A 13133-nucleotide genomic window follows, 5' to 3' on the forward strand; every position below is an offset into this window, starting at 1 on the left:
CGCCTCTCCCTTGCCGAGCCAGTCGCTGCGCAGTTGCATCAGCTTGTCACTCTGTGCCAGCACGGTCAGCGCCTGCTCCACCGCTTGCCGGGGGGGGGGGGGGGGGGGCGGCCCCCCCCCCCCCCCCCCCCGCTCTGTTTGGGCTGTGATCCCCTCTCGCGGATGTCTTTTTGAGATATTCGCATTGTTGTGAATGTCACTTCAAAAAAAGCCTGCAAAAGGTGAGGATATAGGCTCTGTCTGTGAAGGAGTGTCCCATGTCTTTGACCGAAACCTGTCAGCGCATCGTGCGCGATCCCCATCTCTCTGCCGCCCAGAAGAGCCATGCGCTGGCGCTGGCCGCCGAGAATGCCTTGCCTTACCCCGATCTGCCAGGCGCAGTCGCCGAGGCGATGGAGCAGGGATTTATCTGCGACATGTTCGAAGGGCACGCTCCCTACAAGCCGCGCTATGTACTGCCGGATTATGAAAAATTCCTGAGTCAGGGCTCTGCCTGGCTAGAGCTGGCGGCGCCGCAGGATTTCGACGAGGCGCTCAACGCGTTGCGCATTCTCTATCACCACGTCCCCTCCGTCACCGGCATGCCGGTCTGGCTGGGGCGGCTCGACCATCTGCTGTTGCCGTTTGTCGGCGAACTGGATGACGAGACCCTCTATCGCAAGCTGAAGGGGTTCTGGGTCTATCTGGATCGGGTGCTGCCGGACGCCTTCATGCACGTCAACATCGGACCGGATGACAACCGTATCTGCCGCCTGATCCTGCGCATCGACAACGAGCTCAAGCAGGTGGCGCCGAACCTCACCTTCTTCCACGATCCGGAGCAGACCCCGGACAGCCTGCTGCTGCAGGCGGTGAAGAGCATCGCCGAGTGCAGCAAGCCGCACATCGCCAACTACCCGATCCACCGAGATACCTTCGACCAGCGTGGTTTTGGCATCGTCAGTTGCTACAACGCTCTGCCGCAGGCCGGTGGCGCCAATACCCTGGTGCGCATCTCCCTCAAGCGGGTCGCTGAGCAGTGTCAGGGGATCGATGATTTCCTTGGCTGCCTGTTGCCCCACTACTGCCGTCTGGCCTCCCAGCTGATCGAAGCGCGTGCCGCTTTCCTCCATGATGAGTCCGGTTTCTTCGACAGCTTCCTGGTGAAAGAGGGGCTGCTGGATGAGGATCGCTTCGTCCCCATGTTCGGCATCTACGGTATGGCGGAAGCGGTCAATATCCTGATGGATAAAGAGAATCTGCCGGATCGCTACGGCCACGGCGAGGAGGCGAACCAGCTTGGCTATCGCATCTCGGCCCAGCTCTCCGCCTATGTGACCACAACCCCGCAAACCCACGCCTGGGGTGGCCATGCGCTGCTGCACTCGCAGGGTGGCCTGAGTATCGATGTAGCCGTTACCCCGGGGGTACGCATTCCTTACGGTCATGAGCCGGATCCGGCCAGCCATGTGCTGGCGTTGGCGCCGCATCACACTTATTACCACTCGGGGATCAGCGAGATCCTGACGCTGGATCCCACCATCCGCCAGAACCCGCAGGCGCTGCTGCAGCTCTGCAAGGGGGCGCTCGCCATCGGCATGCGCGAGTTCACCGCCAACGTGGCCGACAGCGATCTGATGCGGGTGACTGGCTACATGATCCGCAAGAGTGATCTGGCCCGCTTCGCAGAGGAAGGGTCGCGCTTGCAGACAACCTGTCTCGGTGCCGAGGCGAGTGAAGTGACCGCCATTCGTCAGCGGGCACTGCGAGTGGTCGCTCACGAATCGACCATCTGCGAGTATTGAGTTCGCACCGATGGCTGATGTTTTGCCAACACGCAGCGCCCTGGTAAGCAGGGTGCTGCCGTTCTCCTGTGTCGACGGGCCGGGCAACCGGCTGGTGCTGTTTCTGCAGGGCTGCAACTTCCGCTGCCCTGGCTGCCATAACCCCCACACCATAGGTCTGTGCGACGATTGCGGCGACTGCCTCGCGGTCTGCCCGAGTGGCGCCCTCACCATGAGCGAGGGCAAGGTTCATTGGCAGGAGGCGCTCTGCACCGACTGTGACGCCTGTCTGGAGGCCTGCCCGCGCAGCGCCAATCCCAAAACCGCCACCATGTCGGTGGCCGACGTGCTGGCCCTGCTGCGCCGTTACGGCCCGCTGCTCAGCGGGATTACCGTCTCCGGCGGCGAGGCGACCACCCAGCTCCCCTTCGTGGTTGCGCTCTTTACCGCCATCAAGGCTGCGCCGGATCTGGCCCATCTCACTTGCCTGCTCGACAGCAACGGTTCGCTCGCCGAGACCGGCTGGCAGCGGCTGCTGCCGGTGCTCGATGGCGCCATGCTCGATCTCAAGGGGTGGCGCGACTCGGTGCATCACACCCTGACCAGCTATGGCCGCGAACGTGTGCTAGGGTCGCTGGTGCTGCTGGCACGCCACGGCAAGCTGACCGAACTGCGGCTGCTCCATGTGCCGGGCAAGAGTGATTTTCTGGATGCGAAGGGTGAGCTTGACGCGGATCTTGCCGCCTTCTTGCAGCAGCTTGGGCCTGTGCCCATTCGCCTCAACGGCTTTCGCCACCACGGGGTGCGGGGAGAAGCGACCCGCTGGCCCGAGGCAACCCGTGACGAGCTGGAACTGCTGGCCAGCCGCTTGCGCGCAGCGGGATTGGGGCCGATCTCACTGCCCGCTCTGATGCGTTGAGTGGCTGCGTCATCCTGTGACCGTCATGGCGTGAGGAGTGGCATGAAAAGGCCGCAACTGTGATTTCTGTCTATTGGAGGGGGCGAGAACGGTGGCTAGAATAATGGCCATTTTCTTCCCCCTCAATGACAGATAATCATGAGTGAAAGCAAGGCGTTATATCGGGTTCAGTTTATTTGCCATAGCGAGCGCTACGAAGTGTATGTGCGCGAAGTCAATCAGGGCCCGCTGTTCGGTTTTATCGAAATTGCCGACTTTGTCTGGGACAACCACACGGCGCTTATCGTCGATCCCGGCCACGAGAAGCTAAAGAGTGAATTTGCCGATGTGCGCCACACCCTGATCCCCATGCATCAGGTGCTGCGCATCGATCAGGTGAAAAAGCAGGGGGCGGCCCGCATCACCGAACTGGGCAACAACGTTGCCTCCTTCCCCAGTCCCATCTATACCAAACGCCCTTGATCCCTCATTGCCGTTGATGTTTCGCCGCGGTGAAACATCAATTTCTTCTCGTTGTCATCCGGCTCAGGGCTCAATCAATTCGCGACCCAGTTGCAGGATCCGCTGGCGGAACCAGTGGCGGGCCGAGCCATCACCGGCCGGGCCATACCAGACCAGGCTGTGACTCACCTTGCCGTAATCGAACGGTGCCGGACGCATCACCAGATCCGGCTGACTGGCCATGCAGGCCGCCCAGCCACCGATGGCGGTGAGGATCAGGTCGGTCTGGGGCAGCAGGGCCGCGGCGCTGGCAAAATCGGGCAGGGTGGCGCCAATCTGGCGACGCACCTGCTGTTGGGCCAGGCTCTGCTCGAAGAAGGGGTTGGCCAGCTCCTGATCCCGGATGGCGATATGGCGACAGCTCAGGTAAGCATCGAGATCCCAGGGTTTGGCCAGCGCCGGGTGGTCTTTGCGCAGCAGGCAGACCAGTTTCTCTTCCCGCAGGGTCTCCCACACCAGCCCGGGCTGGCGCGGCAATGGCTGGCTCTGGTCATGGGGCAGGATCACGAAGTCGAGTTTGCCCGCTGCCAGCGCCTCCAGCCCCTGCTCATCCTTGTTCCAGATCTCCGGCACCATGCCCGGCACCTCCTTCATCAGCTGACCCAGAATGGGGCCCACCGGCCAGGTCATCACGCTCTCGCGCAATCCCAGCCGCAAGCGGCCCTGCCACTGCTGCGGATTGAAGGCGTTCTGGCGGGTGAGGCCGTTCAGCTCCCCCAGCAGCCGGTGCAGGGTCGGGGCCAGTCGCTCGGCCATGGGAGTGAGCAGCAGCTGGTTGCCCTGACGGTAGAGCAGTTGATCCCCCAGCAGATCCCGCAGCTGGTTGAGGGTCTTGCTGACGGTGGAGGGGGTGGTGCAGAGCCGCTCGGCGGTGCGGGTGACGCTCTGGTTGTCGAGCAGCAGGTGCAGGGTGACCAGATGGCGACCTCCCAGCCGAGAGAGTGCGATCAGATCCATAAAGACTCCACAAGCGAATGAAACAGACAAAAAGCCCCGCGAAAGCGGGGCTGATGCGGATTAGCTCTTGAGCACGGCCGCCATGGCGTCAGCCACATAGTCAACGTTGCGACTGTTGAGGCCCGCCACGCACATGCGGCCGGAGCGCACCAGGTAGACGGCGAACTCCTCGCGCAGGCGGTCCACCTGCTCCGGGGTGAAGCCGGTGTAGCTGAACATGCCGCGCTGGTTGATGAAGTAGCTGAAATCGCGGCCCGGCACCTTGGCGCTCAACACCTCGAACAGCTTCTGGCGCATGGCCTTGATGCGGGTGCGCATCTCGGTCACTTCCTCGACCCACATGACGTGCAGCTCCGGCTGGCTCATCACTGCCGCGGTGATCTGGCCGCCATGGGTGGGAGGGCTGGAGTAGTTGCGACGCACGGTGGCCTTCATCTGGCCCAGTACCCGGCTCGCCTCTTCGGCATCCTTGCAGATGACCGACAGGCCGCCGCAGCGCTCGCCGTAGAAGGAGAGGTTCTTGGAAAACGAGTTGCTGACGAAGAAGCTGACACCGGCGGCCACCATGGCGCGGATGGCGTAGGCGTCCTCTTCCAGTCCGTCACCGAAGCCCTGATAGGCGATATCCATAAAGGGGATCAGGTTCTTCTCGACCACCAGCGCGATCACCCGATCCCACTGGGCGCGGGAGAGATCCACCCCGGTCGGGTTGTGGCAGCAGGGGTGCAGCAGCACGATGCTCTTGGCCGGCAGGCTGCTCAGGCAGTCGATCATCGCATCGAACTGCTCGCCGCCAGTGGTTGCATCGTAGTAGGGATAGTCATGCACCTGGATGCCGGCCCCTTCGAACATCGCCTTGTGGTTATCCCAGGTCGGGTTGCTGACCCACACCTCGGAGGTCGGGAAGTAGCGCTTGAGCAGATCGGCGCCGATCTTGAGTGCGCCCGAGCCACCGATGGTCTGAATGGTGGCGATACGACCCGCCTTGACCGCTTCATGGTCGGCACCAAACAGCAGGTGCTGCACCGCGGTGCGGTAGTTGGCGGCGCCTTCCATCGGCTGGTAGGGGCGTGGGGCCGGGGCGGCTGCGCGCTGGGCTTCGGCCTGCTGCACCGACGGCAGCAGCGGAATGCGCCCCTGCTCGTCGTAATAGAGGCCGATCCCCAGGTTCACCTTCTGCTCGCGGGTGTCTTTGTGGAAGGTCTCGACCAGGGTCAGGATGGGGTCGCCAGCATAGGCATCGACGTGTTCAAACATGGGGGGTCCTTGAAATTGACTGTCCAGTAAAACCGGCGGTCAGCCGGGCTGGACATCATGGCGTAATCGCCGTTTGGTCTCAAGCAGTTAGCCCCTCGGCCATCTTGGCGACTCGCTTTGCACGTCGGTAAAGATGTAGGGAGCAGGCAGCTCGTGTCACATTTTGAAACAAAAAAATAGCTTCAAACGGATTTTTACACGCCTGTAGAGGTTAAATGATAGTAAAATCACTTGCGAATGAAATCTCGGCTGTGTCCAAACAAGCATCTTAATTAGTCCATTAAGCAGACCAGCGACATACCACTTGGCACCGGCTATTGAGCCGTGTCTGGTGATCCCATTATCAATCTGGAACTGTGCCCTGGTTGCAATTATCCGGTTTGGTGACGACAGGCAGACCGACTTTAATGACGCAATATACATCTTCAGACTCTCTTTCTCCCCCTCCCTTGAACTGGTTTGGTTTGGGGGGCTGGAACCTCTATTTCCTGGGCAAACTGGCGCTGCTGTGGGGGGGATATCTCAATTTTCATCCCCTAGCCAATCTGGTATTTGCTGCCTTTCTTCTGTTCCCGCTCTCCTCACCGGGGCTGCGACGAGCGAGGGCGTGGATTGCCTTGCCTGCCGGTATTGGGCTCTTCTATCACGATACCTGGTTGCCGGGATTCGAGAGTATCGCCAGCCAAGGGGGATATGTTTTTTCTTTTAGTGCCGACTACTTGCTGGAGCTTTTCGGGCGATTCATCAATTGGGAAATGGTTGGTATCGGTTTTGTCATGCTGACGGCCTATCTGTTTCTGGTGCAGTGGCTACGGTTTACGCCCTGGGTAATGGCCTCTCTGCTCTGGCTATGGTTATCACCCCTGCTGGTGAATGTTATGCCAGAGGGGAAGGTGATGACCGCAAGCAGCACGGTACAGCCTGTGAAAGAGCCCGCGGATGATAAACCCGGTCTGGTTGAAGCTGGCCAGCAGCTTGAGCAAAGCGCTCCTCCCACTACGGCCAACCTCGATGCTTATCTCAATAATTTCTACCTTGCAGAGCGTGGGCGTGAAACCAGATTTCCGCAGCAGTTGCCGGCCAGGGCGACACCTTTTGACGTGCTTATCATCAACATCTGCTCTTTGGCGTGGAGTGATGTGGAGGCGAGTGGCCTGCAGCAACATCCGGTATGGCGTCATTTCGATTTGATGTTCGACAGCTTCAACTCAGCCACTTCTTACAGTGGCCCTGCCTCCATTCGTCTGCTGCGCGCCAGCTGTGGTCAGCCCAGCCATCAGGATCTCTATCTGGCCGCTCCCAAACAGTGCTTGTTAATGGAACAGTTGTCTCAATTGGGCTTCGAGAAACAGGTGGCAATGGATCACTCCGGGGTGTTTGGCAATTACCTCAAGGAGCTGAAGGCGCTGGTTGATCTCGATATTGAACCGATGAGCAGGGAGGGATTGCCTCATGAACTGGCCTCTTTTGATGGTGAGCCTATCTATCGGGATGATGCCCTGTTTGCCCGCTGGTTGAAGGCGCGAGGCGAGAGTCAGGCTGTTCGTAATGCCACCTTCTTTAACCTCATCTCCCTGCATGATGGCAATCGTTACGCCAAAAACCGGCAGCCAGCCCCCTATAAAGCAAGGCTGCGCACCCTGCTGGATCAACTGGATCACTTCCTCTCGGAGCTGGAGCGCTCCGGTCGCAAGGTGATGGTGGTCGTCGTGCCTGAACATGGTGCCGCCCTGACCGGTGACCGTATGCAGATGTCGGGGCTGCGAGATATACCCAGCCCTGCGATTACCCGCATTCCCGTTGGCGTGGCCTTTATCGGCACCCAGGCTCCCCATGAGCCGACGCGCCATATCCAGGAGGAAAGCAGCTACCTTGCCATCTCCGAGCTGGTGGCCAAAACGCTGGCGAGCGACCTGTTCGGCACGCCGACCATCGACTGGAATGGGTTGATCAACAACCTGCCGAAGACCCCCATGGTGTCGGAGAATCAGGGAACCGTGGTGGTGCATTATCAGGATGATTACCACATCAAACTGGGGCAGGGCGACTGGGTTCCCTATCCACAATGATCCGGAGAGCAGCATGACGACTGATGAGCTGGTCAGTAAATCGGCACCTTTTGATGTCCCCGTAGAAGGGGATGGGGTCACTGATATCGAGCTTGTCCAGAAGGCGTTTGGTGTCAGTTTTCTTTATCACGATATCGCTCTGGAAGAGCATCTGACAGAGATCCGGTCGCGCTTTCCTCTGCTCGCCGAGCTGGATTTGAAAAAGAGGAATGAAGAGTGATTACCGTTGCGCTGCAAGGGATAAGAGGGGGCGTGGGAACGACCTCAATCGTTGCGGGGTTGGCGCTGGCTGCCAGGCGGCAGGGCGCCAGGGTGCTTGCTGTCGATCTCTGTGCTGACAATCAATTGCCGCTCCATTTCGGGAGACCTCACGATGAGGCGTGCGGTTGGGGCTTGCTGGCTGATCCGGCAAACACCTGGCGCTCCGCCATCCATTGCTGGCAACCCGGTCTGGATCTGTTGGCTCAGGGCGGTGTTACGGGGCAGTTATCTACTGAGTGGTTATCTGCGGTTGAGGGGTATGATCTGGTGCTGCTGGACCTGCCGGCTGGCGTGACGCCGGTGGCATCAACCCGATTGCTCACCGTGGTCAATGCCGACGCTAACGCCCATACGCGGCTCTATCGCCATTCATTTCTTCCCCATGAGCAGGTTGTGGTCACTCAATTTACCAGTCGGCGTGCACTGCAGCAGGATCTGCTCGATCTCTGGATGGAGGGGGGGATCCCTCTGCTCACCATTCGCCTGCATCGGGATGAATCGATGGCGGAGGCAATGGCAGCCAAATTGCCGGTTGGTGACCATGCGCCCGACAGCCTGATTGCCCATGAGCTGGATGCGTTGGCGCGCTGGTGCCTCAGTCACGATAGAGACGCTTCATGCTAGTTGCCTTGCTGACACCTGCCGCCATGTGCTGGTTGCGTGGCAGTTACCGGGAGTTGCGGGGTGCTGGCTCATCCCGCTGGGCCGCGGTGTCAGTGACGCTGTTGCGGTTGCTGGCGTGGGCACTGTTTCCACTTGAGCAACCAGCCTGGCAACGCTTGCTTGCCCGGAGCGATACCCTTTATCCACATGTGACGCATACCTGCCCCGGGGACCCGCTTCGCTGGCTACTGCAGTCACTCTGGCTACTTATCTGCAGGCCAGAACCCAGACCGTTCCGCTGGCCGGCATGGTGCCTGCGGCTGTGGCAGAAAGGTACCTTGTGGCTGGAGGGGCGCCTGGCACACTTCGAGCGCAGCCAGTTGCAGCGGTCACGCAATGCCGTGGCTGTTGCCAGATGGAAGAGCGTGTTGCTCTGTACCGTGGCGGGGCTGTTGAGCCTGCTCTGTATTACCCAGCCTTTTGATCTTTATGCCCAGCTGGTCTTTGTCCTCATGCTGGCCGTGATGGCATTCGTGCTGCGCGCCGTACCGGGGCGTTATCCCATGCTGATGATGATGGTGCTCTCCCTGACCGTCTCATGCCGTTATATCTGGTGGCGCTATACCTCCACCCTCGACTGGCTTGATCCCATAAGCCTCTTCTGTGGCCTGTTACTGCTGGCTGCGGAGACCTACGCCTGGGTTGCCCTGATCCTGGGGTACTGGCAGACCGCATGGCCACTCAATCGCCCACCCGTACCTATGCCGGCCGATATTGCCAGCTGGCCTTCGGTGGATCTGATGATCCCCACTTACAACGAGGATCTGGCCATTGTCAAAGGGACTGTCTATGCCTCGCTGGCGCTGGACTGGCCAAAAGACAGACTGACCATCTGGCTGCTCGACGATGGCGGGCGCGAGGAGTTCAGACTGTTCGCCGAGGAGGTCGGGATCCGCTATGTGGCGCGTCCTACTCACGAGCATGCCAAGGCGGGCAATATCAACCATGCCCTCAAGTTGGCGAGTGGGGAGCTGGTGGCGATCTTCGACTGCGATCACCTGCCGACCCGCTCCTTCCTGCAGATGACGGTGGGGTGGTTTTTCAAGGATCCCGCACTGGGTCTGGTGCAGACTCCCCACCACTTCTTCTCGGCCGATCCCTTCGAGCGCAATTTGCGCCGTTTTCGCAAGATGCCCAACGAGGGGGCCCTCTTCTACGGGTTGGTGCAAGATGGCAACGACATGTGGGATGCCACTTTTTTCTGCGGCTCCTGTGCCGTCATCAAGCGCTCGGCACTGGATGAGATTGGCGGGCTGGCGGTCGAGACGGTGACCGAGGATGCCCATACCTCGTTGCGGTTGCATCGCCGGGGGTACACCTCTGCCTATATGCGGATCCCCCAGGCGGCAGGGTTGGCGACCGAGAGCCTGTCGGCTCATATCGGCCAGCGCATTCGCTGGGCCCGCGGCATGGTGCAGATCCTGCGGCTGGACAACCCGCTGTTTGGCAAAGGGATCAACCTGGGGCAACGACTCTGCTACTTCAACGCCATGCTCCATTTCCTGGCTGGGGTTCCGCGGTTGATCTTTCTGACCGCTCCGCTGGCCTTTCTGATCCTTCATGCCTATGTCATCTACGCCCCCGCAGCGGCGATCGCCCTCTACATGTTGCCCCATCTGTTCCACAGCGCCCTGACCAACTCCCGGCTTCAGGGCAAGGTGCGTCACTCCTTCTGGGGGGAGGTCTACGAGACAGTGCTGGCCTGGTATATCGCGCGGCCTACCACTGTGGCCCTCTTTGCCCCGCATAAAGGCAAGTTCAATGTGACGGCCAAGGGCGGATTGACGGAGGAGGTCTATCTCGATCTGGAGGTATCGCGCCCCTATCTGATCCTGGTTTTGCTCAATATCTGCGGTCTGGGATTCGGCATCTGGCGCATTCTGGTCGGGCCGTCCGACGAGATCCCGACCCTGATCCTCAGCATGTTGTGGGCCCTCTATAACATGACCATTCTGGGGGGCGCATTGGCCGTTGCCTTCGAATCCCGCCAGGTGCGCAGCAATCCCCGGGTGGAGATGGTGATGCCTGCTGCGATCAAGCTGGCCGACGGACACATCTACCCCTGCACCCTCAGCGACTACTCGAACGGTGGTGTGGGCATTCGCCTCGATGCGCCTCTGCCTCTGGTTGGCAAGGAGCGGGTCTGGCTGCTGCGTTACGGACACCGAGAGGCTGCATTCCCGGCCCGGGTTCAACGGATCTTTGGTAATCGCCTCGGATTGGAGCTGGAGCCAATGGACAAGGCGCAACATATTGCGTTTATCCAGTGCACCTTTGCTCGCGCCGATACCTGGTCTTTGTGGCAAAAACGGCTGGGCAGAGATCGTCTGCTGCACAGTTTTTTCCAGATAGTTCAGCTTGGCTGGGGGGCTTACTGGCGTCTGCTGCGCTCCACGCCGCTGGCTTCGCTCTGTATCCTCAGTGAGAGGCTGGTGTTCTGGCTGCTCTCTTTTGTTCCACGTCGCGTCTCTGCGGATTTTCGCTCCCGAGCCTCGACAGCACAGACAGTAAAAGCATGATGAAACCAAAACCTTACCTGCTTGCATTGCTCCTGGCGGCCCCCGCGGTATCGGCGACGGAGATGACGGGGCCGCTGCCTGCGGTAGATGCCCCGGTTCGTACTCGTTCCATGACGCTGGAGCAGATGGCTGCACAGCCAGGCACTTTCTCCCTGCGCGGCAACTTGCCAGATGGGCTCGCCGATTTCACCGTACGGCGTGACGAGGTGGTGACCCAGGCCACGCTGGATCTGGATTTCACTCCTTCGCCTTCCCTGCTGCCGCTGGTTTCGCAGCTCAAGGTCTATCTCAATGACGAGCTGATGGGCGTGCAGCCCTTTGTTGACAAGCAGATGGGGCAGCGGAGCTACGCCTCTATGGTGCTTGATCCCCGTTACAGCAAAGATTTCAACCGGCTCAAACTGAACTTCATCGGCCACTATCAGAAGGTCTGTGAAAACCCGGCCAGCGATACCCTGTGGCTCAATATCAATCGGGATACCCGCCTCAATCTGCAGTTGCAGACCCTGCCGGTGCGCAATGAGCTCTCCTTCTTCCCGATGCCGTTTCTCGACACGCGCTATGATGCGCAACTGGTGCTGCCCATGGTATTTGCCGGGGTGGTTTCGCTGGAGCAGCAACAGGCGGCAGCGGTGCTGGCGTCCTGGTTCGGGGCCAAGGCGCAATGGCGCGGCCAGCATTTTCCTGTGCTGATCAATGAGATCCCGACACGCAATGCCATCGTTTTTATCACCAACGAGAGTCGCCCCGACTTTCTGGTCGATTACCCCAAGGTGACGGGGCCCACCATCGACATGGTGAGTGCGCCTGACAACTCCTATGTGAAGTTGCTGGTGATATCGGGGCGAAATGAGGATGACCTGCTGCTTGCCAGCAAGGGGATCGCGCAGGGGAATGTCTTGTTGCGTGGTCAGAGTGTACGGGTTGAAGAGCTCAAGCCTCTGGCGCCAAGAGCGCCCTATGACGCACCCAACTGGGTCAGGCTGGATCGGCCGGTGCGTTTTGCTGAGTTGCTCGACTATCCGGGTCAGTTGCAAGCCAGCGGGCGAGCAATCTGGCCGCTAGATCTCACCGTCAAATTGCCACCAGACCTCTATCAGCCGGGGGCGAACGGGATCAAGCTGCAGCTGGATTATCACTACACATCGCCGGTTTTGCATGACGGCTCCCGGCTGGATGTGAAGGTGAACGATCAGTTGATGAAGTCGTATCCCCTGCAGCCAGACGAGATCAAGGGCAAGCAGTTGCTGACGCTGCCCCTCTGGTTGACTGGCGACGATGAGTCCAGAGCGTTGCGGATGCCCGGGCTCAAGAGCGGGCAACCCAATCGTCTCAGTTTCGCGTTCCAATATGGTCAGCAGTTCATGGGCGGGCACGAGAATGGGCGCTGCGATCTGCTGTTGCCACCGCCCCATCAGGTTCGGATTGATGAGAATTCGACCTTCGACTTTACCGGCTATCGCCATCTGATCGAGATGCCGAATCTGAAGGCCTTCTCCGGCTCTGGTTTCCCGTTCAGCAAGCTGGCTGATCTCTCTGAAACTCAGATAGTTATGCCGCTTAAACCATCTTCAGAGCAGATAACTACCCTGCTCGATACCCTGGGCGCGATCGGTGCGGAAACCGGTTATCCGGCCCTGGCGGTGACCCTGACCAATGAGTGGCAGAAGGTGCGGGATGCTGACCTTGATACCCTGCTGATCGGCGATCTGCCCGCTGAATTTCGCCATGATGCCGAACCGGATGCGCAGCTCGCCTCGCTGCAGAGCTGGATAAATCAGCCGAGGCGCGAGTTCAGGTCGGTCGAGCACTCGTCGGCCAGCGACCGCCAGCCAGAGGCAAGGGTCGGGATCAGCGGGAATGATGCGATAGCCGTGGTACTTGGTCTGCAATCTCCTGCTCACCCCCAGCGCAGTGTGGTGGCCCTGCTGGCAGATGGTAACGCCGGTATCCGATTGCTGAACGAGACGATGCAAGCTCCTTCGCTGCGGGCTCAGGTTGAGGGCTCGGTGGCGATTATCCGCGAGGCCGGGGTCACCGCGCTGGATGTCGGCGATCGCTACGAGGTGGGTTATCTCCCTTGGTGGGAGCGCTTGTGGCATATGTTGGCCAATCATCCGGTGCGATTGGCCGGGATCACCCTGCTCAGCATGCTGTTGCTGGGATGGGGTCTCAGGTTGCTGTTGGCCGGGATCAGTCGCCATCGTTTGAAGGAAGAGTAAGA

At 60.0% G+C, this 13133-nt stretch carries 10 protein-coding genes; 8 read left to right on the plus strand and 2 right to left on the minus strand.

Translation table 11 applies throughout. The features are described from left to right. The first annotated feature begins 257 nt into the window (after positions 1–257). The 3 genes from ACW5W8_RS15590 (at position 258) to ACW5W8_RS15600 (ending at position 3144) form a co-directional block, all read left to right on the plus strand. Positions 258–1784 carry a YjjI family glycine radical enzyme gene (locus ACW5W8_RS15590; protein ID WP_498628582.1) on the plus strand — a complete coding sequence of 509 codons (1527 nt, stop codon included), beginning with the start codon at positions 258–260 and terminating at the stop codon, positions 1782–1784. Between the two features lie 10 nt (positions 1785–1794). Further along, the gene (locus tag ACW5W8_RS15595; protein ID WP_498628584.1) at positions 1795–2682 is read left to right on the plus strand and encodes a YjjW family glycine radical enzyme activase; all 888 of its coding nucleotides are present in this window, start codon (positions 1795–1797) and stop codon (positions 2680–2682) included. 138 nt (positions 2683–2820) lie between these two features. After that, positions 2821–3144 (plus strand): DUF1820 family protein, encoded by a 324-nt coding sequence (locus ACW5W8_RS15600; protein WP_498628586.1) that lies wholly within the window; start codon positions 2821–2823, stop codon positions 3142–3144. Between the two features lie 63 nt (positions 3145–3207). On the opposite strand, the gene ACW5W8_RS15605 is transcribed toward ACW5W8_RS15600, so the two are convergent. After that, a complete protein-coding gene (locus ACW5W8_RS15605) occupies positions 3208–4140 on the minus strand; it encodes a LysR family transcriptional regulator (RefSeq protein WP_498628588.1) in 933 nt (310 codons plus the stop codon). A gap of 60 nt (positions 4141–4200) precedes the next feature. Next, a complete protein-coding gene (locus ACW5W8_RS15610) occupies positions 4201–5397 on the minus strand; it encodes an amino acid aminotransferase (RefSeq protein WP_498628590.1) in 1197 nt (398 codons plus the stop codon). A gap of 407 nt (positions 5398–5804) precedes the next feature. On the opposite strand from ACW5W8_RS15610, the gene bcsG reads away from it, so the two are divergent. Genes bcsG through bcsB form a run of 5 tightly spaced genes read left to right on the plus strand, consistent with a single transcriptional unit; the run spans position 5805 to position 13131 of the window. Further along, positions 5805–7466: a cellulose biosynthesis protein BcsG gene (gene bcsG / locus ACW5W8_RS15615; RefSeq protein ID WP_498628592.1), complete on the plus strand. Its 1662-nt coding sequence runs from the start codon at positions 5805–5807 to the stop codon at positions 7464–7466. A 13-nt stretch (positions 7467–7479) separates the two neighbouring features. Beyond that, complete coding sequence (gene bcsR / locus ACW5W8_RS15620; RefSeq protein WP_139394945.1) at positions 7480–7686, plus strand: cellulose biosynthesis protein BcsR; 207 nt, start codon at positions 7480–7482, stop codon at positions 7684–7686. Then, on the plus strand, positions 7683–8351 hold the full coding sequence (locus ACW5W8_RS15625) for a cellulose synthase operon protein YhjQ/BcsQ (RefSeq protein WP_498628595.1): 669 nt from the start codon (positions 7683–7685) through the stop codon (positions 8349–8351). The genes bcsR and ACW5W8_RS15625 overlap by 4 nt, the downstream gene beginning before the upstream one ends. Then, positions 8345–10909: a UDP-forming cellulose synthase catalytic subunit gene (gene bcsA, locus ACW5W8_RS15630; protein WP_498628597.1), complete on the plus strand. Its 2565-nt coding sequence runs from the start codon at positions 8345–8347 to the stop codon at positions 10907–10909. Before ACW5W8_RS15625 ends, bcsA begins: the two co-directional genes overlap by 7 nt. Beyond that, the gene (bcsB, locus tag ACW5W8_RS15635) at positions 10906–13131 is read left to right on the plus strand and encodes a cellulose biosynthesis cyclic di-GMP-binding regulatory protein BcsB (RefSeq protein ID WP_498628598.1); all 2226 of its coding nucleotides are present in this window, start codon (positions 10906–10908) and stop codon (positions 13129–13131) included. The genes bcsA and bcsB overlap by 4 nt, the downstream gene beginning before the upstream one ends. Positions 13132–13133: the final 2 nt, after the last annotated feature.

It is taken from the genome of Aeromonas aquatilis, assembly GCF_054052405.1.

Coding starts and splice junctions, on each gene's coding strand:
- ACW5W8_RS15590 (WP_498628582.1), top strand. CDS start 258: ATGTCTTTGACCGAAACCTGTCAGCGCATCGTGCGCGATCCCCATCTC.
- bcsR (WP_139394945.1), top strand. CDS start 7,480: ATGACGACTGATGAGCTGGTCAGTAAATCGGCACCTTTTGATGTCCCC.
- bcsG (WP_498628592.1), top strand. CDS start 5,805: ATGACGCAATATACATCTTCAGACTCTCTTTCTCCCCCTCCCTTGAAC.
- ACW5W8_RS15600 (WP_498628586.1), top strand. CDS start 2,821: ATGAGTGAAAGCAAGGCGTTATATCGGGTTCAGTTTATTTGCCATAGC.
- bcsA (WP_498628597.1), top strand. CDS start 8,345: ATGCTAGTTGCCTTGCTGACACCTGCCGCCATGTGCTGGTTGCGTGGC.
- ACW5W8_RS15605 (WP_498628588.1), bottom strand. CDS start 4,140: ATGGATCTGATCGCACTCTCTCGGCTGGGAGGTCGCCATCTGGTCACC.
- ACW5W8_RS15595 (WP_498628584.1), top strand. CDS start 1,795: ATGGCTGATGTTTTGCCAACACGCAGCGCCCTGGTAAGCAGGGTGCTG.
- bcsB (WP_498628598.1), top strand. CDS start 10,906: ATGATGAAACCAAAACCTTACCTGCTTGCATTGCTCCTGGCGGCCCCC.
- ACW5W8_RS15610 (WP_498628590.1), bottom strand. CDS start 5,397: ATGTTTGAACACGTCGATGCCTATGCTGGCGACCCCATCCTGACCCTG.